Genomic DNA, 20942 nt, shown 5'->3' on the forward strand with positions numbered 1-20942 from the left:
CCCCGTCCGAGGCTAGGCGGTCTCCTCGGGGCGCTGCACCTGGGGCGCCGGGAGCAGTGTGTCGACCTGCGGTTTGTCGCCCTTCTGCGCCCGCGCCCAGACCACGAATCCGATCGCGGTGAACACCCCGTAGAACACGTACATGAAACCCGTGGCGTAGAAGCCCGAGCTGAACAGCAGCGGCACGCCGACCACGTCGACGGCGATCCAGATGAGCCAGAACTCGGTCCAGCCCCGCGCCATGCCGTACGTCGCCATGAGCGAGCCGACGAAGGTCCAGGCATCCGCCCACACCGGCTCCCACGAGCCGAGCAGCCGGAACAGCGGCGTGAGCGCGACGGTGCCGATCACCATGATGAGTACGATGCCGATGCGCGCGCTCCACGGCGCCCACCGCGGCGTCACCTGGCCGCCGCCTGATGAGGCCTGGCGCCAGCGCACCCACCCGTAGATCGCGACCGCGATGAACATCACCTGGCGGCCGGCCTGTCCGAGCAGGCTCGGCAGCTCGTGCTCCGGGCTCAGGATCGAGCCGAGGAAGACCGTGAGCAGCAGCAGGTTCCCGATGATGCCGACCGGCCAGGCCCACACTCGACGCCGCATCCCGCCGAGCGCGCTCGCCAGGCCGAAGACGTTGCCGACGACCTCGCGGATCAGGAGCGTCTGCCCGCCGGGGAGCGTCCAGTGCGAGTTGAAGACCTCGACGAGCCAGGTGAGGAGGTTCATGCGTTCTTTCGGGTATCAGAGTGCACAAAGTGCGCGGCATGACCGCGGCGTCGTCGCCGTCGATCTCGCGCCTGAACTACATTCCCACATCTCGGGCCTCGCGGGCGCGTCCGTGGCGGATCAGTCGCCGGGGGCGGAGGAGTCGTCGAGGGTCAGCTGCAGAAACGTGAGGTCGAGCCAGCGACCGAACTTCGCGCCGACCTGCGGCAGGCGGCCGGTCTCGACGAAGCCGAGGCGCTCGTGCAGGGCGATCGAGCCGACGTTGCCGCTCTCGACGGCCGCGATCATGACGTGCTTTCCGAGGGCGCGGGCACGTGCGATCAGCTCGACCATGAGGGTCTTGCCGATGCCGCGTCCGCGCTGATCGCCGCGCACGTAGACCGAGTGCTCGACCGTGTGCCGGTAGCCGTCGAAGGCCCGCCAGCTGCCGAAGGACGCGTAGCCGAGGACGCCGGTCTCGTCGGATGCGACGATCACGGGGAACCCGGCGCGCAGCCGCTCGGCGAGCCAGACGGCACGGTCGTCGACGTCGACCACCGTCTCGTTCCAGATCGCGGTGGTGTTTCTCACCGCGTCGTTGTAGATCTCGGCGATCGTCTCGAGATCGGCGATCTCGGCGTCTCTGATGTGCACGGCTGTCTCCTCCGGCGCGTGGGGGCGCGCATCGCCGACGGTAGCAGGGACTTGTCTCCTCCACGGCGCGCGGCATACGGGATCCTGTGCACAGGTACCGGGGATGTCGGGAGCCGGCTGCGGCGGCATCCCCGTGGAGTCGTCATGATGGGCGGATGCCATCACCTCGGACCTGGCGAAGCCATGATGTATAGTTCTTACATCATGGCTCTCACCCGCACCCAGATATCGCTGAGCGACGAGGACCGCCGCGTCCTCGACGCGGTAGCGAAGCGCACCGGTCTGTCCATGAGCGCGCTCATCCGGGAGGCGATCCACACCACCTACGGGGTGGCCGGCGACCAGGATCGGGTCGAGGCGGCCCTCGACGCGACGTTCGGCGTGATCGTGACGGATGTCGACGGCGGCGCTCTCGTCGACGGGCTGCGTTCGGGTGCCAGGCTCGCATGATCAGCGTGATCGACACGTCGGTGCTGATCGATCATTCGCGGGGTCTGCCGGCGGCGCGGGACGCACTTCGCACGGCTGCGACGGACGGCGGACTGCACTCCAGTGAGATCGTGCGCGCCGAGCTGCTCGTGCTGATCCGTGAACAGGAGCTCGCGCGGATCGAGCCGCTGCTCGATGTCATCGTGTGGCATCCCGTCGACCGTCAGATCGCCGAAGCGGCCGGCGGGCTCGGCCGACGCTGGCTGCCCGCCTTCACGGGCATCGACGCGGCGGACTTCATCATCGCCGCCACGGCGGAGCTGCTGGGCGCGCGCCTGTTGACGAGGAACGTGAAGCACTTCCCGATGATCGCGGGTCTGACCGCGCCGTACTGAGCCGGTGCGGCATCGTGACGCCCGGGCTCGGTTCACCGGCCCGGTGACTGCGTTAGCGTGATCATCGGAGGCTGATAGTGAAGCGTGATGCATCGTCGGATCCGCTCCCCGCGTGGCAGAGGACACCAGGGGCGGCATTCGCCCGAAAGTACCTGCGCGCCGATGTCCGGGCCGGTGATCGGTTCGTGTTCCTCCCGTATCCTGGCGCACGGCTCACCACCCCCGACGAGTTCCTCTGGAGCGGACTCGGGAACCGAGTCTTTCTCCTGACCTGGCACCTCCTGACGCTGATCGCCTGCGCAGCCGTCACGGTGTTCTTCCTCCTTCTCTTCATATCGCTGTGGCGCAGGGACGGCGCCGGCCTCTACCTGGCATTGCTCCCTCTTCCCCTCTCGACCCTGTGGGGCACGATCTCCTCCCAAGCCATCGTCCGATGGATGCTCCGCAACATCCGCCGACCGCAACGGTCGCGCCCAGCCCCGTGACGACGCACAGCGCACCGCCGGTGTCGGAGGCGGCTGGCAGGCTGGACGGATGACGGCAGCTGACGAGGTGCGCGACGCGATCGTGGCCGGGATCGATGCGGAGCGGCTCAACGCCTACGGCATCCACGTGGGGATCGGTGATTCCGAGGCAGGACACCGCTGGCGCAGCGACGACCGTGAGAACGTCTACTCCGTGTCCAAAGGTGTGAGCGCCCTGGCCGTGGGGATCGCAATCGACGAGGGGCTGCTCGCGCTCGGCGCCCGTGCACTCGAACTGCTCGAGGTCCCGTCGCCGGGGGAGGGCGTCGAGGAGGTCACGCTCGAGCATCTGCTCACGATGACGAGCGGCATCGACTTCGCCTGGTTCGGGAGCCAGCCCGTCGAATGGCCCGATCTCGCGGTCGAGACGCTCCGGCGTCCGACTCGGGGGCCGGGTGCGGTGTTCCAATACTCCGACGCCAGCACCTACGTCGCGATGCGGATGCTGGGGGCGGTCGTCGGAGACGTGCGCGACTGGCTGCTGCCACGGCTGTTCGACCCGCTCGGCATCGACAACCCGCAGTGGCACCGGTGCCCGCTCGGATGGATCATCGGCGGAACCGGACTCGAGCTGCGCACCGAGGAGCTCGCGCGCATCGGCCGTGTTCTCCGCGACGGCGGGGGAGGGCTCGTGAGCCGGGCGTGGATCGAGCGGATGCATTCGCACTGGATCCCGACTGAGCACCGCGACCGGTACGGGCTCGCCGCCTGGCAGGGTCCCGGGCGCACGTGGCGCCTGGACGGGCTGTACGGCCAGTACGTGATCGTCGACGAGGCGGCGGATGCTGTCGTCGCGATCACCGCGCACGAGGAGCACCGCGATCACAGGCTCGCCGAGATCGCGGCCGAGGCGCTCGAAGCCCTCGGCTGATCCTGCCAGCGGTCCGTCGCCGTGGGCGGCGGTTGCAGGCCTCGACGCGAGGCCGTGGTGCGCGGACCTTACGCGCGCTCCACGGCCAACCGTCCGGCGAGCAGCACGTAGGTCGCGGCGAAGGTGCGGCGCAGCCACGTCATCACGCGCGGTCGGGTGATGACGTGCGTGCGCATGGCAGCGGCGAAGGCGCCGTACAGGGCGAAGACCACGAAGGTCACCGCCATGAACACCAGGCTCAGCCACACCATCTGCCAAGTCGCATCCGGGGCGCCCGCCGGCACGAACTGCGGCAGGAAAGCGAAGAAGAAGATCGTGAGCTTCGGGTTCAACACGTTGATGAGCACAGCGGTGCGGATGACACGCCACGACGACACCGGCTCGGCGCTCTTCTCGACGTCGAGCGCCGACCGGTCTCGGAGCGTCTGCCAGGCGAGATACAGCAGGTAGGCGACGCCCAGCCACTTGATTGTCTGGAACGCGATGGCCGAGGCGTTGAGGATCGCGGCGAGACCGGTGATGGCGGCGATCATGTGCGGGATGACGCCGAGCGTGCAGCCGAACGCGGCGATGACGCCGGCTCTGGTCCCGCGCGAGAGCCCGGCGGCGATCGAGTAGACCGCTCCGGTGCCCGGCGTGGCCACCACGACCAGCGTGGTGAGGAGGAATGCGATGGTCACAGGTTCGCCTTCGTGCTCAGGGCGTCGCGCACGACGATCGCGCGGCGCAGGTCGGCCATGATCGGGTCGAAGAAGCGCTCCCGGTAGCGGGGTTCGCTCACCGCCGAGAAGATGAACGGCAGCGTCGCGATCAGCGAGAGCAGGGTGGCCGCCTTGATGAGGTTGACGGTGACGGTGAGCTTGGCGCCGCCGATCACGAGCGGCTCGACCGGGAGCGGCTGGGTGGCGCTGCCCGGTCCGACCCAGAGCTCGACGACGCCGAACGGGATCGCGACCGACCCGATGACGATCAGCAGGGCGCACAGCAGCGCCGCGAAGAACAGCGCCTGCAGCAGCTGCGCGAACGTCATGACGAGCAGGATGTTCATCCGCTGCGGCCACCGGAGCGGATGCCGCGAGCCGGACGCCGCGCCGATGCGCTCGGCGGGAGTGTCGAGCAGGAGCGCGGCGCGCTGCTCGGGCGTCGGGGCGTAGGTCTCGTCGTCGATCTCGCCCGCGCTCACGCGCAGCACGACGATGGTCGCGAGGGCTCCGATGACCAGGCCGACGAGGGCGAGCGAGGAGCCGTGCAGTGCGGACGCCATCTGCCAGACCTCGGCGGAGAAGAAGGCGAACACCACGAGCATCAGGATCACCGGGAGGGCGATCGACGCCATGTGGCCGATGGCGGAGGCGTTGCGCACGGCGAGGCGCGAGGCCCAGGAGATGAGGGCGCCGCCGCCCATGCCGGTGATGAGCACGCACACCGCGATGATCACCAGGGTCTCGAGCACCGGGCTGACCGTGGCCTGGCGGTCGACGGCGTAGCCGCCGGCGATGAGGGCCGCGGCGCACAGCACGATGACGGATGCCGCGACCGCCGTCCCGATGCCGACGGGCAGCCGTCGCACCGCGAACCGCACGAGCGCGAAGGCGAGCCAGGCGATGGCGAGCGCGAGCAGGAGCAGCACGAGCACGAGCACGGCGATCACGGTGTCGTCTTCGTCGTCGTCGCCGTAGAGCCCGATGGCGATGCCCAGCGCGAGGGTGAGCCCGCCGGTGAGGAGGAACCCGGCGACGGTGACCCAGGTGAGCAGCGGGGCGACGCGTCGAGGCAGATCGGTGAACCAGCGGCGCAGTGGCACGAAGGTCGGCAGACCCTGCTCGCGGAACCAGCGGTCGGCGTCGCGTCTCACGGTCGCGGCGGGCACGGAGGCCGGACGTGTTCGCGATCGACGGCGACGGCGTGCGGAAGACATGGAGCCGAGGATACGGCACACGGTCGCGGGTCGCGCCCCGGCTTCGGCATGTTCGTCGGCTCCGACGTGCAGGCGCTCGGTGCGCCGCGCCTGCTCTGCGATGATCGACGTCGAGGGTCTGCCCGTCGCGGCAGCGGCCGCCGGCATCCGCGCCACCGCCAGGTGCCCTCGAGAGTCCAGCCGCAGCGCAGAAGGAGATCGCCATGACCAGGACGCGATGGGCCGTGCTCGGCCCGGGAGTGATCAGCGGGGACTTCGCCACGGGGCTCCGGAGCTCGCACCTCGGCGTGCTGCACGCCGTCGGCAGCTCCGCGCCGGAGCGGGCCGCGGCCTTCGCAGCCGAGCACGGCGCCGCGGCATCCGGCACCTACGACGAGATCCTCGCCAGAGAAGACGTGGATGCCGTCTACATCGGCACCGTGCACACGACGCACTCGGCCCTCGCGATCCGCGCGCTCGAGGCGGGAAAGGCGGTGCTGTGCGAGAAACCGATCACCCCGACCGCCGCGGAGACCGATCTTGTGCTCGCGGCCGCGGCGCGCTCGGGGCGCCCGTTCGTCGAGGCGTTCAAGCAGCGCTTCGGTCCCTTCGCCGACCTGCTACGCGGGCTGATCGCCGACCGTGAGCTGGGGGAGCCGCTCTCGCTCGTCGCGGGCTTCGGCTACGACCAGTCCCCGCGCACCGGTCGTGCGTTCGACCCGGCGCTCGCCGGGGGAGCGATCCTCGACGTGGGCTGCTATCCGGCATCCCTCGCGATCGAGGTGGCGACCGTGTCGGGACGCGGCGGGCTTCCGGCAGCCTTCGGCGACGTGAGCGCCGAATGGGTGAACGGGGTGGATGCCGACACCACGGCGCACCTGACGATCGGCGACCTCGCGGTCGAGCTGCGCACGGCCGTCATCCGCGAGATGCCTGGGGCCGCCGTGCTGCACTGCGCCGAGGGCGACATCGTGATGCCCGACGCCTGGGGCAGCCGCACCGAGAGTCCCTCCTCGCTCATCCTGCGACGGGGTGCGGAGGAGCGTGTGGTGACCGTCCCGGTCGTGCAGCCGATGGGCGCAGAGGCGGATGCCGTGTCGCTCGCGCTCGCCGAAGGGCGGGTCGAGGCGCCGGAGATGACCTGGGCCGACAGCGCGGCGATCGCCCGACTCTGCACGGGCTGGCTGGACGCGGCCAAGGCGGCCGATGGGCCACGGCCGAGCTGATGTCTCGGCTCGTGTCGCGACGGAGTCTGCTCGCCGCTGCCGGACTCGGGATGCTCGGTGCGGGCGCGCTGCTCGGGTGCGCGCCCGAGAACGACGCCGCGCCGACGCGGCCGACGGACGATCACGCGGAGGAGTCCGCAGACGAGGGGAAGGAGCACGGGATGCGCCGCATGCCTGCCGAGTGGGAGAGCCACGAGCTGACGGTGATGTCATGGCCCACAGCCCTGATCTGGGGTGAGGACCTGGCGTGGGTGCGGGACGACATCGCCGGGCTGGCACGCGCCATCGCCGAGTTCGAGCCCGTCGTCATGCTCGCCTCGCCCGGTGACGTCGCCGGCGCGGCGCGGAAATGCGGGCGCGCGGTGGAGGTGCGGGAACTGCCCGTGGACGATCTGTGGGCGCGCGACACCGTGCCCGTCTTCGTCGAAGGGCCCGAGGGCGTCGTGGGCGTGGACTTCGGCTTCAACGGCTGGGGCGGCAAGCAGGAGCATCCTCACGACGGCGCCGTCGCCCGAGAGCTGCTGCGCGACTTCGGCATCCCGAGAGTGGCGTCCGACGTCGTCGCCGAGGGCGGCTCCTTCGAGACCGACGGGCGGGGAACGCTCCTGATCACGGAGAGCTCGATCGTCAACGACAACCGCAACCCCGGCCGGAGCCGCGACGACATCGAGGCTCGTCTGCGCGACCTCCTCGGGATGCGCACGGTCGTCTGGTTCGACGGGGTCTACGGCGAGGACATCACCGATGCGCACGTCGACTCCCTCGTGCGCTTCACCGCGCCTGGCGTCGTGCTGCTCGACGTTCCCGGCCCCGGCGCCCCGGACGACGTGTGGTCGCGCTCAACCGCGCAGGCGCGGTCGGTGCTGGCGGAGCAGACGGATGCCGACGGCCGGCGCTTCGACGTCGTCGAGCTCCCGCAGCCGGACTTCGCCGAGATCCGCGGGGGAGGCGACGATTTCCTCGCCTCGTACGTGAACTTCCTGATCGGCAACGGTGCGGTCTACGTGCCGGAGTTCGGGGACCGGCGCGCCGACGACCGTGCACAGGGCATCCTGCGGGAGCAGTTCCCCGGCCGCGAGGTCGTCCCGGTCGCGATCGACACGGTCGCCTCCGGTGGCGGCGGCATCCACTGCGCGACGCACGACCTCCCGGGGACTCCCGAGGGGGACTGACGCCGCGAGCGGGCGTCAGTGGCGAGCCGCGCTCGGCGACTCCTCGCCCTCGTGGAACTCGACCTTCTTGCCCAGCATCCGTCCGATGCCGAGCACGATGCCGACGATGACGAGGCCCACCGCGAGGCCGGCGATCGCCGAGAACAGGGTGTCGCCGATCCACACGATCACCGGTCCTGCGGCGTGGAGGAGCTCCTCGATGCCGTGCAGGATGTCGGCGCCGAAGTGCACGCCCACCTCGGCGAGGTTCACGAGCACGAGGTGCCCGCCGACCCAGAGCATCGCGACGGTGCCCAGGATGCTGATGAACCGGAACACCGCGGGCATCGCGTTCACCAGGCGGGTGCCGTTGCGGCTGACCCGCTTGTCCGAGCTCTCGGCCATCTTCAGGCCGATGTCGTCGATCTTCACGAGCAGGGCGACCGCTCCGTAGACGACGCCGGTCATGACCAGGGCGATCACGGCGAGGATCGCGAGCGTCATCCAGATGTCGAGCCCCTTGTCGAGGCTCGCGAGCGAGATGAGCATGATCTCGGTCGACAGGATCAGGTCGGTCCGGACGGCGCCGAACACGAGCTTCCGCTCGTCGCGGGCGCCCTCGTCCTCATGGCCGTGCTGCACGCCGAACCACTCGAGCACCTTCTCGGCGCCCTCGAAGCAGAGGTAGGCCCCACCGAGGATCAGCAGGTACGGCAGCACCCAGGGGGCGAAGGCCGTGAGCAGCAGCGCCACCGGGATGATGATGAGGAACTTGTTCGCGAGAGATCCGAGCGCGATCTTGCCGACCACGGGCAGCTCGCGGGCGGGCGAGATGCCCTGCACGTACTGCGGTGTGACGGCGGCGTCGTCGATCACGACGCCGGCGGCCTTGGCCGAGGCCTTCATCGCCGCGCTCAGGATGTCGTCGACGACGGCGAGCAGTCCAACGGACATGGGCGTCCCCCTGTTTCGAGTGTCGGGGAGCAACTCTACCGAGTCCGCAGAAACTCACAGCGCGCTCCCAGCCCCGCGGGACCAAAACGGCGCCGGCATCCGTTCTCCCTTATGACGCTGCAGCCAGCCGCGTCAGACAAGGAGCATCATGTCGCACGACTACCGCAAGACGGCCGAGGCGGTCGGCGCCCTCACCGACGCGCAGTACAAGGTCACCCAGCGCGACGGCACCGAGCCGCCGTTCCGCAACGCCTACTGGGACAACCACGACGACGGCATCTACGTCGACGTCGTCTCGGGCCAGCCGCTGTTCTCCTCCCTCGACAAGTTCGACAGCGGAACCGGATGGCCGAGCTTCACCAAGCCGATCGACGCGGATGCCGTCACCACCCGCACCGACCGCACACTGTGGATGTCGCGCACGGAGGCGCGCTCCACCGGCGCCGACAGCCACCTCGGGCACGTCTTCGACGACGGACCCGTCGAGGACGGCGGCCTGCGCTACTGCATGAACTCCGCGGCCCTGCGTTTCATCCCGGCATCCCGCCTGGAGGAAGAGGGCTACGGTCGATACAGCGACCTCTTCACCCACACCGACACCCCCATCGAGGAGCAGTCATGACCGACACCGGAACCATCACCCGCACCCCTGGCACCGAGACCGCCGTGCTCGCCGGCGGCTGCTTCTGGGGCATGGAGGACCTGATCCGCCGCCAGCCCGGCGTGCTCGACACCCGGGTCGGCTACACGGGCGGGTCGAACGACCACGCCACCTACCGCAACCACCCCGGTCACGCGGAGGCCGTGGAGATCGTCTTCGACCCGTCGAAGACGACGTACCGCGACATCCTCGCGTTCTTCTTCCAGATCCACGACCCGTCGACCCTGGACCGTCAGGGCAACGACATCGGGTCGAGCTACCGGTCGGCGATCTTCCCGCTGTCCCCCGAGCAGGAGCAGGTCGCACGCGACACGATCGCCGACGTCGACGCCTCGGGTCTGTGGCCCGGCAAGGCCGTGACCACGATCGAGCCCGATGGTCCGTTCTGGGAGGCCGAGCCCGAGCACCAGGACTACCTGATCCGCTATCCCAACGGCTACACCTGCCACTTCCCGCGCGCGGGATGGGTGCTGCCGAAGCGCGAGGAGAGCGCCGCTCTCTGATCCGCGCACCGAGGCCGACGCTCCTCATGGGGGCGTCGGCCTCTGTCGTGTGGCGCGAATGCGCTGCTGTTCTGCGGGTCGTTCTGTTGGGTTCTGGTCACGCTGCCCGGGTTCTGGTCGCGCTGCTGTTCTGCGGGTCACGCTGTCGTTCGCTGATCACGCGGCAGAAGTTTCGACCGCGTGTGCAGCGGAGAGCAGCGTGAGGCGGAGGAAGCGGGCGATCCGCGGAACAGCAGCGTGACGAAGGGGATCAGATCGGGCGGGATGAGGCGCGCCAGGCGCCGCGGTCAGCCCTCGGCGAGGAACGCCAGCGCGGCCTCCTTGAAGGCGCGCGAGCCCGGGGCGTTGAAGTGGTTGCGGTCGGGGATCTCGAAGAAGCTCCCGTGCGGGGCCGCGGCCGCCAGGGCCCTCGACCCCTCGATGATCGCGTCCTTCGACCCTGTGGCGAAGAGGATCGGGCTCGACGGGGCGTCGGCGGGGTCGGGGTCGATCGTGCGGGAGGCGCGCATGCCCTCCGCGAGCGCGATCAGGGCGCGCAGGTCGTTGCCGGGCACCCGCTCGGTGAGGGCGATGTAGTTCTGCGTCGTGGGGTCGTCGACAGGGGTGCCGTCGGCGAGGAACGCACGCACCTGGTCGAGGTTCAGCCGGGCCAGGGGGATGCCGTCTGGAACGCCGCCGAGCACGCCGCGTCCGATGCGCTGGGGCAGATCGCGGATGACCTCCCACCCCACGCGCGCGCCGAGCGAGTAGCCGAGGTAGTACGCGTCGTCGACGAGGTAGGCGTCCATCACCGTCTCGACGTCGGTGGCCAGAGTGCGGATGCCGTAGTCGCCGGGCTCGTGCGGCTTCTCGCTGAGACCGTGGCCGCGCTGGTCGAGGGCGAGCACGCGATAGCCGGCGCGGGTGAGGTCGCGGACCCACCCGGTGAGCACCCAGTTGTCGCGCGCGTTGGAGGCGAATCCGTGCACGGCGACGACGACGGGCGCGTCGAGGTCGCCCCACGTGTAGGTCGCGAGACGGGTGCCGTCGGCGGAGTACACCTGCTGCGGCTCGGGCATGCGGGTCAGGTCAGCGAGAGGAACGGCCACGCATCCATCTTGGCCCTGTGCGCGGGGCCTGGCGCGCGAGTGTTCCCGTGTGACGCCGTCCGGCGGCGCGCGAGCGACAGGATGGAGTCATGAACGTCGCCCTGCTGCCGTCCGATCGTCGGGACTGGGAGACGGTGGACGCCGGCGAGTCCGGAGCGACCGTGCTGCGGCACCGCTCGGGGGAGAGCTATGCGAAGCTCGTCGCCCCCGAGCAGGCCGATGCGCTCGCCGCGGAGCGCGATCGCATCGCGTGGCTGTCGACGACCGGCATCCCGACCATGTCCGTGCTCGGCTGGCGGGCGGATGCCGTCGGCGCGTGTCTCGTGACATCCGCGGTGCCGGGGGTTCCGGCCGACGTGCTCGACCCCGTCGATCTCGCCGTCGTGTGGCCCGCGATCGCCGAGACGGTGCGCGCGCTGCACGCCCTTCCCGCAGCCGACTGCCCGTTCGACCGAACCCTCGCGGTCATGATGCCCCTCGCCAGAGCGGTGGCCGCGGGCGACCGCGTGCAGCGGGAGTTCCTTCCCGACGACCTCCGAGACGTGCCGGCTGCGCTGCTGCTCGCTCCGGTCGAGGCCGAGGTGCCCGCGCGCACCCGGCAGGAGGCCGATGACCTCGTCGTGTGCCACGGGGACTTGTGCCTGCCGAACATCCTCGTCGACGTCGAGCGTCGAGCGGTGACGGGCCTCATCGACCTCGGCCGCCTGGGACGCGCCGACCCGCACGCCGACACGGCGCTGCTGTTCGCGAACGCGCGGGAGACCTGGCCGGACGCCGCATCCGCCTCCCGCGCCGACGCCGACTTCGACCGCCTGTACGGGGCACTGCGAGATCCGCAACGCCAGGAGTTCTACCTGCGGCTCGACCCGCTCACCTGGTAGCCGCGACCGTCGTCGCCGCTCAGAGCACGACGAGGAAGCCGAGCACGGCGCTCGCGACGGCCAGCGCCGCGAGGACGAGGGCCGGCGTCGCGGCCTCCTTGCGACGCAGGTGCACGACGACCGCGCCGATCATGATGATCGCGATGCCCGTGCCGGCGAGGGGTGTGAGGATCGGCGCGATCCCCGTCAGCAGCGGGAGGATCAGCCCGAGCGCGCCGACGACCTCGAGCGCGGCGATGGCCTTGACGGTTCCGGCGGAGAAGTCCTCGGTCCAGGCCATGCCCCGCTCGGCGAGGGTCGCCTTGGGGGTGACGAGCTTCATGCCGCCTCCGCCGAGCATGGCGAGGGCGAGAAGCCCGTTGACGATCCAGAGTGCGACGAGCATCCGTGTTCCGTTCTGTGTGTTTGTTACGATCAGTAACCAAGAATGGAGCAATCGGATGACTGGTGCAAAAGGCACATCGGTGTCACCGACGCACAGCGATGGCTGCGATGCGGCGGGCTTCCCCGACTACGAGAACTCGTGCTCGATCGACGAGGGGGCGGGCCGCGCGATCCGCGAGGTGCTCGATCGGGTCGGTGACAAGTGGTCGCTGCTGCTGATCGCGACGCTGCGCGGCGACCGGCTGCGCTTCAGCGAACTGCTCCGGCACATCCCCGGGATCTCCCAGCGGATGCTCACGCTCACGCTCCGTCAGCTCGAACGCGACGGGCTGGTCACCCGCACCGTGCACGCCGAGGTGCCGCCCCGCGTGGAGTACGAGCTCACGGAACGCGGCGAGACGCTCATCCCGATCGCCCGCACGATCGGCGACTGGGCCCTCGCGAACCACCCCGCGATCGAGGAGTCCCGCGCCCGCTACGACGCCCGCGCCTGACTCCGGTCGGTCAGAAGTCGGCATCCGATTTTCGGACGATCGCCGGAATCTCGGATGATCGACCCGAAACGGTCCGATTTCTTGAGATGCTTCCGAATTTCGGATGAGGGCCGATGGGTATGCGAGACATGCGACAAGGAGCCGCGGACACAGAGAAGGGGGACGGATGCCGTGGCATCCGTCCCCCTTCTGGATCAGACGCGGGAGCGCAGCGCCTCGCCGAGTGCGGCATCCACGTTCGTCCAGTACTGGAAGAAGCGCTCGCGGATCGCGTCGATGGTGATGCCGCGGCCCTGACCCGTGAGGGTGTCCAGGAACCGGGCGCGCTGCTCGTCATCGAAGACCGTGCGGTACAGCGTGCCGGCCTGGCCGAAGTCGTCGTCGTCCAGTCGCAGGGTCGCCGCGGCGCGGATCAGCTCGCCGTCGGACTCCCAGCTCGCCTCGACGCCGGCAACCGGGTCTGCGGCGGGTCCACCGGCCGCACCGTACGAGTTCGGGGTGTACACGCGGTGCTCGGCCGGGTTGAAGCGGTACTGCATCTGGCCCTCGTGCATGTAATTGCGCACCTCGGCCGCGTGCGGCTGGTTGACCGGCAGCTGGTTGTAGTTCGCGCCGATGCGGTAGCGCTGCGCGTCGGAGTACGCGAACACCCGCGCCATCAGCATCTTGTCGGGCGAGATGCCCGTGCCAGGAACCTGGTTGCCGGGCGAGAACGCCGCCTGCTCGATCTCGGCGAAGAAGTTCTGCGGGTTGCGGTCAAGGGTGAACGTGCCGACCTTGATGCGCGGGTAGTCCTTCTTCGACCACGTCTTGGTGAGGTCGAACGGGTTGAAGCGGTAGGTCTTGCCCTCCTCGTACGGCATGACCTGCACGAAGACGTCCCACGAGGGGTTGTCGCCGCGGGCGATCGCGTCGAACAGGTCGCGACGGTAGTAGTCGGCATCCGATCCCGCGAGCTTCTCGGCCTCGGCGGCATCCATCCGCTCCACGCCCTGCTTCGACAGGAAGTGGTATTGCACCCAGAAGCGCTCGCCCTCGGCGTTGACCCACTGGTACGTGTGCGAGCCGTAGCCGTTCATGTGGCGCCAGGATGCCGGCAGGCCGCGGTCGCCCATGAGATAGGTGACCTGGTGGGCGGTCTCGGGGGAGAGCGTCCAGAAGTCCCACTGCATGTCGGCGTTGCGCAGACCCGAGTCGCCGAGGCGCTTCTGCGAGTGGATGAAGTCGGGGAACTTCATCGCGTCGCGCAGGAAGAACGTCGGGGTGTTGTTGCCGACGATGTCGAGGTTGCCCTCCGTCGTGTAGAAGCGCAGCGCGAAGCCGCGCACGTCGCGCCAGGTGTCGGGGGACCCCTGCTCGCCCGCCACGGACGAGAAGCGGAGCAGCGTCTCGCTCACGGCTCCGGGCTGGAACGCGGCGGCGCGGGTGTACGCGGACACGTCCTCGGTCACGGTGAACGTGCCGAACGCGCCGCCGCCCTTGGCGTGCGGGTTGCGCTCCGGCACGCGCTCGCGGTTGAACGAGGCGAGCTTCTCGACGAGGTAGCGGTCGTGGAGGACCGTGGGGCCGTCTGCTCCGACGGTCAGGGAGTGCGCGTCGCTGGCGACGGGCGTGCCGGTCTGGGTCGTGGTGCCGGGGAGGTCTGACATGGTCATGCGTTCACTTTCGTCTCGTATCGGTGTTCAGTGGGGTCCCCGACGCGCGTCGATGCAGCGACGCCGGGGTGAGGGGTCGTTCGATGATGCCGAGGGGCGCGGCGCGCAGGGGGAGTTCTGACGAACCCGTAAGGTTCTAGGGCGCGACGTCCTGGCAGCGGGGGCATACGCCCCAGAAGGTGACTTCTGCGGTCTGCACGGTGAATCCCCCCGTGTTCGACGGGGTGAGACACGGCGCCTCGCCGACGACGCAGTCCACGTCGCCGATGGCACCGCACCGGGTGCATACGACGTGGTGGTGGTTGTCGCCGATGCGCCGTTCGTAGAGCGCCGCGGAGCCTGCCGGTTCGATCCGGCGGATGAGGCCCGCCGTCGTCAGGTCCGCGAGGATGTTGTGCACCGACTGGATCGACGTGGTCGGAAGCACGTCGGACACCGCGCGGTAGACCCGCTCGGCATCCGTGTGGGCCATGGACTCCAGCGCCTCGAGAACGGCGACGCGGCCCGCAGTCGCACGAAGACCCGCGTCGCGAAGCGCGGAGTCGAGGTCGGTGTCCATGCCTCGACTGTACACGTTGTTTTTAGTGATTCAAAAGAACGGCGTGTCCGAGGTTGCGGCATTCCACCAGTCGAGCACGCGCGTGCCGCTCAGGGTGAGCCACCGTGATGGCTCGCCCTCGGGCGCGTCCACCTCGAACCAGGTCCGCCCAGGAAGCGGCGCACCCTGCAGCCAGGTGCCGTCCGGACGCTGCGCGGCGCGGACGAGCATCACGGCATCCGCGAGCCGCGCATCGGGCTCCGTGCCGTCGAGCAGGGCCGCCTCGCGGAAGTGATCGAGCGCGGTCAGTGCGCTGTAACGGTGCCGGTGCGGATAAGTGAACTCCGAGACGAAGTCGCCCACGCGCTTACCGGTCGACTCGCGGTACAGCAGCCGACGGCGCAGCAGATACTCCTCGCCGCCGTGCCGGGTCTCGCGCAGCGAGGTGTCGCCCGTCGTCCGTTCGTACGACAGCATTCCGCGCAGCGCGTTGAGCGTGGAGTGGAACGACGAGCGTACGGAGCGCCCCTCCTCCGCCTCGCAGTTCCACCCGCCGTCGGCCAGGCGATGCGCGGGGAACCATCGCACCAGGCGTGACACGTCCGCGCCCAACCAGGTGCCGTTCGCGAGCGTGAATGCGTTGATGCAGACGTCGACCTCGCCGCTCCAGAACGGCATGTCGTCGTACTCCCAGCGGCAGTTGCGCGCCAGGCGTTCGGCCGTGTCTCCGAGCGCGACGGCGTCGACCCCCCACTCGCGCAGCTGGTTGAGTGACCAGGAAGTGGCCGTCCACGGCTGCCCAGGCTCCCGCTCCTCGGCGTCGAAGAAACCACCGGGGAAGTGCGCCCCTCCTGCCCACCGTCCGTCCGCATCCTGCACCCCGAGCAGCGCGGCCCCGAAACCCTCGATCGCGACGAGCGCCCTGGTCGACGACCACACCTCCTCCGGTAGACCGAGCATGTCGCGCTCGACCTGCCATCGCACGGCCGGATCGCCGTCGAGCAGCCACTCCCGTACCTCCGTGGACACCGTCATGCGCCGCACCCTACTCCCCGTTTCGGACACGGGCCAGACCTCCGTACCGAGGACCGGAGGAGCGGCACGGGATGCCCTCAGCCGCGCGTGATCGTGAAGCCCTCGCCGCGCACGCGGACCCGTCCTCCCTGGGCGGCCTGGCCGTGCTGTGATCCATCCGCGTCGTACGCGCGACCGGAGCCAGGGGCCAGCGGGGCGACCCGCTCGTCCGACCGGGAGCCGTTGGCGTAGAGCACCGCGGCCCCCGTCGTCGTCGCGTACACCGCGCTCACGACGCGCGGCTGGATCACCAGTGCGTCGAGCCGCACGTCGCCCCGACTCGTGCAGCGCACCGTGACCTGCTCGGCAGGCAGGTCTCCGCCGAGCAGCTGCGGCACGAGCATGCCGTCTGCCTCGGTGAGTCCGCGATCGCCGGTCCCGCCCGCTGGTGTCTTGGTCGTCCACAGGCGACGTCGTCCGCGGAACAGCTCCCACACGGCATCTCCGGCATCCGCTGCCTGTCGCCAGACGAGACCGTGCAGGATGCCGCCGGCCTCCGTCACGTCGAACTCCACCCACTCGCCCCGCGGGACCTGCACGTACGCCCCGCCCGACAGATTGCCCTCGCCGGTCCAGGCCCCGCCGGCCGGGCGCACGACCGTGCTGCCGGGGGAGAGCCGGGCGGTCTCCGCGTCGATCACGCGCAGACCCGAGTGCGAGGTCAGGCCCGTGATCGAGGTCGCGATCTGCGCGATGTCGCGGTTCGCGTCGAGCAGCAGCATGGTCAGCAACCCGTGGATCGTGGACTCCGCGCCGGAGTTGCGGTTCACGCGGCCGTCGGTCTCGACGCCGTCGAACGTCACGCCGGTCGCCGGGTCGTACGTCGAGATGCCGGCGGTGTTGGCGCCGAAGAACCACCCCGCGGCCAGCCCAGCGAGCACGCGGTGTCCCTCGCCGCCCGCGGCGACCGCACCGGCCACTCGTCCGTGCGCGCCGTAGGCGATCTGCGCCTCCGCGGGAAGCGGGGCCCAGGCGTTGCTCGGCCCTCCCGCCGCGAGCACCTGGGGCGTGAAGCGCCCGGCATCGGCCGCGGCCGCCGCCGTCCAGTCGCGGCGGCGCAGCACGGCGCCCGCGCGGGCGAGCGCCTCGGGAGCGGCCGAGCCCCACGCGTGCCAGAAACCGAGCGAACCGGTCCACGGCAGCACGGCTCCGAACGGCCAGCCCGCCCGCGGGTCCGTCGCCATCGCTGCCACACCCTCGCCGTAGGTCTGCAGGGCGCCGCGACTGCGGGAGTCACCCGCTTCGGCCGCGGCGCTGAGGCCGAGCATGGCCTCAGCCGTGGCATCCGCCCCTCCCGCGATCAGCCAGGCCGGAAGCCTCCTGCCGTCGCTGCGCGCCCACTGCCCGGCACGGCCGAGAGACTCGCGTCCGAGCGCGTCGAGGCACAGGTGCAGCCGCGCCAGCAGGAACTCCGCGAACGCGGCATCCTCCCGACGGAACGCGGCATAGCCCTCGCCGAACGCCCACACCGACCGGGCGAGCCAGTACGACTCCGCCGAGTCGGACGGGTCGGGCAGCTCGACCGGGATCGCGCTGGGGTTCAGCGTGCCGTCCTCCTGCTGCCACAGCACCACGCGGCCGGCGTTCGGCCCGCTCGTGGTCTGCAGGAACGCGAGCGAGCGCAGCAGGTCGCGCGCCTCGTCGCGGCTCTGTGCGTCGCCCGTCGCCTTCCAATCCCGCAGCAGCACGACGGCCGCGCGCGCGATGTCGTCGGCGTTGTACGCGCCCTGACTCCAGTAGCCGGTCACCGCATCGCGGTTCCCTCCTCCGACGCGGCGGAAGCCGCCCGCGCCGTCGGCATCCGCGTAGGTCCACGGCGCCCGCACTGTCGGCCGGGTGTCGATGCCGAACGTGGTGTGCTCGGCGCTCGCGGCGACGGGAACGTCGGCGAGCAGGAAGCGCAGGTGCGCGAGATTGGTCAGGCGCGGGCGTCGGGCGGCATCGAGCGGCAGCGGACCGGCGAGGCCTGGAGCTGCGCTCGTCGCGCCGACGGCCGCGTCGACCGGGATCAGGGCGAGGGCGGATGCCGTCGCCGCGATGGTCAGGAAGGTGCGTCGTGAGGTGTCCATGTCATCACTTCTTCGTGCTGTCGGTGGAGCGGGGTTCGTGAGGGGCGATCAGGAGAGGTCGGCCGCGGGCTCGCGCAGCGCGCGGCCCCACGGCTCCGCCGGATCGTGGATCGCGACGGCGAGCGTGGTGTCGGACTGGCCGTAATACGCGAACCACCTGCCGTGGAACTTCACGAGCCCCTCGATGAAGGTCACGTTCGAGATGAGTCCGTGCAGGTCCTCGAACGACTGCGGCCGCAGCCACGGCTCCTGCAGCCGGGCGATGACCTTCGTCGGCTCGTCGGGGTCGATCGCGATCTGCCCGCAGCGGTAGTCGACGTCGACCGATCCGTCGTCGTTGATCGTGCGGGTCGCGCCGTTCGTGAGGAACACGAGCAGTCCGTTGTCGGCGAGCACGGGGGAGGCGCCGATCTCGACCAGGGCCTCGTCCCACGTGCCCGGCGTGGGGGAGTACATGGGGTCGGTGTCTGCGGTGCCCGGCGTCCAGTGGATGAGGTCGTCGCTCGTGGCCCAGTAGATCGCGCCCTCGCCGAAGTACATCCACCATTTGCCGTGCATCCGCTGCGGCACGATCACGCCGGCCTTCGACCAGTTGAAGCCGCGCGGATCCATGGTCTTGAACGTGTCGAAGTCCTCGAACAGCGGGCCGTGCTTGGTCCAGGTGCGCAGATCGGTCGAGGTCGCCAGGCACAGCTGGGCGCTGCGGCGGTCCCAGCCCGTGTAGGTGAGGTAGTAGGTGCCGTCGATCAGCGCGATGCGGGGGTCCTCACAGCCGTAGCGCTCGTAGTCCTCGGACGGAGAGAGGATCGGAGCATCCTCTCGCGTGAAGGTCACCCCGTCGCGGGAGCGGGCCATGCCGATGTGCGACACGATGTCGTCGGCGTGCGCGCGGTACAGCAGCACGACCTCGTCGCCGTCGACCAGCGCGGCCGGGTTGTACAGGTTGGCCGACTCCCAGCTCTCGCCGCGGGGGCGCAGGATGGGGTTGCCCTCGTAGGGGGTGAACGGTCCGAGGGGGAAGGATGCTCCGGTGAACATGGATGCCTTTCTGGGCTAGCCCTTGACGGCGGCGCCGAGGTCGGTGGCGGTGAAGAACCGCTGGAAGACGATGAACAGGATCACGACGGGGAACGCGAGGGCGGTGGCGCCCGCGAGGATCGCGCCGTTGGGGTTGGCGGTGGACTGCGCCACGTTCGAGATGTAGTTGGCGAGGGACACGGCGAGCGGCTGAAGGCTCGAGTCCTTGGTGATGAGGAACGGCCACAGGAACTCGTTCCACGGGCCGATGAAGGTCACCAGCACGACGGTCACGAGCACCGGCCGGATCAGCGGGAGCGCCACCGAGGTCAGCAGGCGGATCTCACCGGCCCCGTCGATCCGCGCCGCCTCGAAGATCTCCACGGGCAGCGCCTTGAAGAACTGCGTGAAGATGAAGACCGCGGTCGTGTTGATGAGGAACGGCAGGATCATGCCCAGATACGAGTCGCCCAGGCCGTAGCTGCGCGTGATCTGCACGTACAGCGGGATCATGAGCAGCTGGAACGGCACCATCTGCACGAGCAGCATGAGCACCCAGATGACCCCGCGACCGCGGAAGTCGAGCCGGGCGATCGCGTAGCCGGCGAGCAGCCCGAACACGACCGTGCCGAGCAGCACGCCCGCCGTGAAGATGAGCGAGTTCAGCAGGGAACCCGCCAGATCGATGCGCGAGTCGATCGCGACGAAGTTGTCGACCGTCCACCCGCTCGTCGGGAAGAGCTCGTTCGGGGAGTTCGTGGGGTTCTTCTGGAACGCCCCCACGAGCATGAAGTAGAACGGGAAGGCGAAGCCGATCGCCGCGATCGTGAGCACGATGATGCTCAGGATGCGGGGGACTGAACGTCTGCGGGTCATCATCGCTCCCTGGTCGCGCGGTTGGCGGCGAGCGACAGCATCCCGACCAGGACCACGAGGATCATGCCGATCGCCGCGGCGGTGTCGGGGTTCTGCTGCTGGATGCCCAGCTGGTAGATGAGCAGCACGGGGGTGGACGAGGCGCCGTCGGGGCCGCCGCCGTTCGTGAGCAGGTACGGCTCGGTGAAGAGGTTGGCGCCGGTGATGATCGAGAGGATCAGCACGAGGGTCGTCGCGCTGCGGACGCCGGGCACGGTCACGTGACGGAATCGGGAGAGGATGCCGGCGCCGTCGGTCTCGGCCGATTCGTACAGCTCCTTCGGCACGTTCTGCAGCGCGGCCAGGTACAGGAGGATGTAGAAGCCCAGCTGCTTCCACGTCACGTACAGCGCGATCATCGGCATCGCGAGTCCGCTGTTGACGAGCCATGAGGGGTCGGGGGCGAGCGGACCGAGGATCGTGTTGATCAGTCCGTTGCCCGAGAACAGCAGCATCCACACGCCCACGAGCGAGACGCTCGCCGTCAGATACGGCACGTAGAACGCCACGCGGTAGGCGGCGACCCAGCGGATGCCGGTGTTCAGCGCCGCCGCGAGGATCAGCGACAGCACCGCGGTCAGCGGCACGTTGATCACGAGGAACACGAGCGTGTTGCGGAACGAGTCGATGACCCGCGGGTCGGTGAGCACCGTGACGAAGTTGTCGAAGCCGACGAACGGGCGCTCGACCTCCGTGCCGGGGGCGGTGAAGAAGTAGTCGTGGAAGGCGATGTAGACGGCGAAGGCGAGCGGATACGCGAAGATCGCGATCACGAAGACGAAGTACGGCAGCGCGAAGAGGCCGCCGATCGGCTGCGCACCCAGCCATCGGGTGCGCAGCCGCCGGTTGTCGGTCAT

Annotated in this window: 23 protein-coding genes; 9 read left to right on the forward strand and 14 right to left on the reverse strand. The window is 69.8% G+C overall.

From position 1 onward, the window contains the following. Nucleotides 1–12: 12 nt before the first annotated feature. Both pnuC and ACFVRO_RS04480 read right to left on the reverse strand, forming a co-directional pair. Entirely contained in the window at nucleotides 13–726 is a 714-nt protein-coding gene (gene pnuC, locus ACFVRO_RS04475) for a nicotinamide riboside transporter PnuC (RefSeq protein WP_223585535.1), read from the reverse strand. 120 nt (nucleotides 727–846) lie between these two features. Next, nucleotides 847–1359 (reverse strand): GNAT family N-acetyltransferase, encoded by a 513-nt coding sequence (locus ACFVRO_RS04480; protein WP_386949705.1) that lies wholly within the window; start codon nucleotides 1357–1359, stop codon nucleotides 847–849. Between the two features lie 204 nt (nucleotides 1360–1563). Here ACFVRO_RS04480 and ACFVRO_RS04485 point away from each other — a divergent pair, with 204 nt between their 5' ends. The 3 genes from ACFVRO_RS04485 (at nucleotide 1564) to ACFVRO_RS04495 (ending at nucleotide 3578) form a co-directional block, all read left to right on the forward strand. Beyond that, nucleotides 1564–1809 carry a ribbon-helix-helix protein, CopG family gene (locus ACFVRO_RS04485; protein WP_386949708.1) on the forward strand — a complete coding sequence of 82 codons (246 nt, stop codon included), beginning with the start codon at nucleotides 1564–1566 and terminating at the stop codon, nucleotides 1807–1809. A gap of 5 nt (nucleotides 1810–1814) precedes the next feature. Continuing rightward, nucleotides 1815–2183 (forward strand): type II toxin-antitoxin system VapC family toxin, encoded by a 369-nt coding sequence (locus tag ACFVRO_RS04490; RefSeq protein ID WP_386949711.1) that lies wholly within the window; start codon nucleotides 1815–1817, stop codon nucleotides 2181–2183. Nucleotides 2184–2717: 534 nt separating this feature from the next. Then, nucleotides 2718–3578, forward strand: a complete 861-nt coding sequence (locus ACFVRO_RS04495) for a serine hydrolase domain-containing protein (protein ID WP_386949714.1) — start codon at nucleotides 2718–2720, stop codon at nucleotides 3576–3578. Between the two features lie 68 nt (nucleotides 3579–3646). On the opposite strand, the gene ACFVRO_RS04500 is transcribed toward ACFVRO_RS04495, so the two are convergent. Both ACFVRO_RS04500 and ACFVRO_RS04505 read right to left on the reverse strand, forming a co-directional pair. After that, a complete protein-coding gene (locus ACFVRO_RS04500; RefSeq protein ID WP_386949717.1) occupies nucleotides 3647–4258 on the reverse strand; it encodes a LysE family translocator in 612 nt (203 codons plus the stop codon). Then, nucleotides 4255–5496, reverse strand: a complete 1242-nt coding sequence (locus ACFVRO_RS04505) for a hypothetical protein (RefSeq protein WP_386949720.1) — start codon at nucleotides 5494–5496, stop codon at nucleotides 4255–4257. Before ACFVRO_RS04505 ends, ACFVRO_RS04500 begins: the two co-directional genes overlap by 4 nt. A 203-nt stretch (nucleotides 5497–5699) precedes the next feature. Here ACFVRO_RS04505 and ACFVRO_RS04510 point away from each other — a divergent pair, with 203 nt between their 5' ends. Then, nucleotides 5700–6701: a Gfo/Idh/MocA family protein gene (locus ACFVRO_RS04510; RefSeq protein ID WP_386949722.1), complete on the forward strand. Its 1002-nt coding sequence runs from the start codon at nucleotides 5700–5702 to the stop codon at nucleotides 6699–6701. A gap of 11 nt (nucleotides 6702–6712) precedes the next feature. Beyond that, nucleotides 6713–7873: an agmatine deiminase family protein gene (locus ACFVRO_RS04515; RefSeq protein ID WP_386949725.1), complete on the forward strand. Its 1161-nt coding sequence runs from the start codon at nucleotides 6713–6715 to the stop codon at nucleotides 7871–7873. Nucleotides 7874–7888: 15 nt separating this feature from the next. Here the strand turns inward: ACFVRO_RS04515 and ACFVRO_RS04520 are convergent, their stop codons facing one another. Beyond that, complete coding sequence (locus ACFVRO_RS04520; RefSeq protein WP_386949728.1) at nucleotides 7889–8806, reverse strand: DUF808 domain-containing protein; 918 nt, start codon at nucleotides 8804–8806, stop codon at nucleotides 7889–7891. A 148-nt stretch (nucleotides 8807–8954) separates the two neighbouring features. On the opposite strand from ACFVRO_RS04520, the gene msrB reads away from it, so the two are divergent. Both msrB and msrA read left to right on the forward strand, forming a co-directional pair. After that, nucleotides 8955–9428, forward strand: a complete 474-nt coding sequence (gene msrB / locus ACFVRO_RS04525) for a peptide-methionine (R)-S-oxide reductase MsrB (RefSeq protein WP_105675885.1) — start codon at nucleotides 8955–8957, stop codon at nucleotides 9426–9428. Continuing rightward, nucleotides 9425–9970 carry a peptide-methionine (S)-S-oxide reductase MsrA gene (msrA, locus tag ACFVRO_RS04530; protein ID WP_386949731.1) on the forward strand — a complete coding sequence of 182 codons (546 nt, stop codon included), beginning with the start codon at nucleotides 9425–9427 and terminating at the stop codon, nucleotides 9968–9970. Before msrB ends, msrA begins: the two co-directional genes overlap by 4 nt. Nucleotides 9971–10257: 287 nt before the next feature. On the opposite strand, the gene ACFVRO_RS04535 is transcribed toward msrA, so the two are convergent. Further along, nucleotides 10258–11058 carry an alpha/beta hydrolase gene (locus tag ACFVRO_RS04535; RefSeq protein ID WP_344011016.1) on the reverse strand — a complete coding sequence of 267 codons (801 nt, stop codon included), beginning with the start codon at nucleotides 11056–11058 and terminating at the stop codon, nucleotides 10258–10260. Between the two features lie 89 nt (nucleotides 11059–11147). Between ACFVRO_RS04535 and ACFVRO_RS04540 the strand changes: the two genes are divergently transcribed. Beyond that, on the forward strand, nucleotides 11148–11939 hold the full coding sequence (locus tag ACFVRO_RS04540) for a phosphotransferase (RefSeq protein WP_386949733.1): 792 nt from the start codon (nucleotides 11148–11150) through the stop codon (nucleotides 11937–11939). A 19-nt stretch (nucleotides 11940–11958) separates the two neighbouring features. Here the strand turns inward: ACFVRO_RS04540 and ACFVRO_RS04545 are convergent, their stop codons facing one another. Next, entirely contained in the window at nucleotides 11959–12324 is a 366-nt protein-coding gene (locus ACFVRO_RS04545; RefSeq protein WP_341940874.1) for a DoxX family protein, read from the reverse strand. A gap of 55 nt (nucleotides 12325–12379) precedes the next feature. Between ACFVRO_RS04545 and ACFVRO_RS04550 the strand changes: the two genes are divergently transcribed. Further along, complete coding sequence (locus ACFVRO_RS04550) at nucleotides 12380–12817, forward strand: helix-turn-helix domain-containing protein (RefSeq protein ID WP_105675893.1); 438 nt, start codon at nucleotides 12380–12382, stop codon at nucleotides 12815–12817. A gap of 194 nt (nucleotides 12818–13011) precedes the next feature. Here ACFVRO_RS04550 and ACFVRO_RS04555 read toward each other — a convergent pair whose 3' ends face one another. From ACFVRO_RS04555 to ACFVRO_RS04585, 7 genes are all read right to left on the reverse strand, one after another. Beyond that, nucleotides 13012–14466 (reverse strand): catalase, encoded by a 1455-nt coding sequence (locus ACFVRO_RS04555; protein WP_386951591.1) that lies wholly within the window; start codon nucleotides 14464–14466, stop codon nucleotides 13012–13014. Between the two features lie 142 nt (nucleotides 14467–14608). Beyond that, nucleotides 14609–15031 carry a Fur family transcriptional regulator gene (locus tag ACFVRO_RS04560; RefSeq protein ID WP_223585543.1) on the reverse strand — a complete coding sequence of 141 codons (423 nt, stop codon included), beginning with the start codon at nucleotides 15029–15031 and terminating at the stop codon, nucleotides 14609–14611. A 30-nt stretch (nucleotides 15032–15061) separates the two neighbouring features. Continuing rightward, nucleotides 15062–16045: a squalene cyclase gene (locus tag ACFVRO_RS04565; RefSeq protein WP_386949736.1), complete on the reverse strand. Its 984-nt coding sequence runs from the start codon at nucleotides 16043–16045 to the stop codon at nucleotides 15062–15064. A 77-nt stretch (nucleotides 16046–16122) separates the two neighbouring features. Further along, on the reverse strand, nucleotides 16123–18153 hold the full coding sequence (locus tag ACFVRO_RS04570; protein WP_386949738.1) for a hypothetical protein: 2031 nt from the start codon (nucleotides 18151–18153) through the stop codon (nucleotides 16123–16125). A gap of 48 nt (nucleotides 18154–18201) precedes the next feature. Beyond that, nucleotides 18202–19191, reverse strand: a complete 990-nt coding sequence (locus ACFVRO_RS04575) for a glycoside hydrolase family 130 protein (protein ID WP_105675901.1) — start codon at nucleotides 19189–19191, stop codon at nucleotides 18202–18204. A gap of 15 nt (nucleotides 19192–19206) precedes the next feature. Continuing rightward, the gene (locus ACFVRO_RS04580) at nucleotides 19207–20049 is read right to left on the reverse strand and encodes a carbohydrate ABC transporter permease (RefSeq protein WP_341940882.1); all 843 of its coding nucleotides are present in this window, start codon (nucleotides 20047–20049) and stop codon (nucleotides 19207–19209) included. Then, the gene (locus tag ACFVRO_RS04585) at nucleotides 20046–20942 is read right to left on the reverse strand and encodes a carbohydrate ABC transporter permease (RefSeq protein ID WP_223585546.1); all 897 of its coding nucleotides are present in this window, start codon (nucleotides 20940–20942) and stop codon (nucleotides 20046–20048) included. The genes ACFVRO_RS04580 and ACFVRO_RS04585 overlap by 4 nt, the downstream gene beginning before the upstream one ends.

The sequence above is a fragment of the Microbacterium sp. NPDC057944 genome (assembly GCF_042887445.1).
GTDB classification, from domain to species: Bacteria; Actinomycetota; Actinomycetes; order Actinomycetales; family Microbacteriaceae; genus Microbacterium; species Microbacterium natoriense.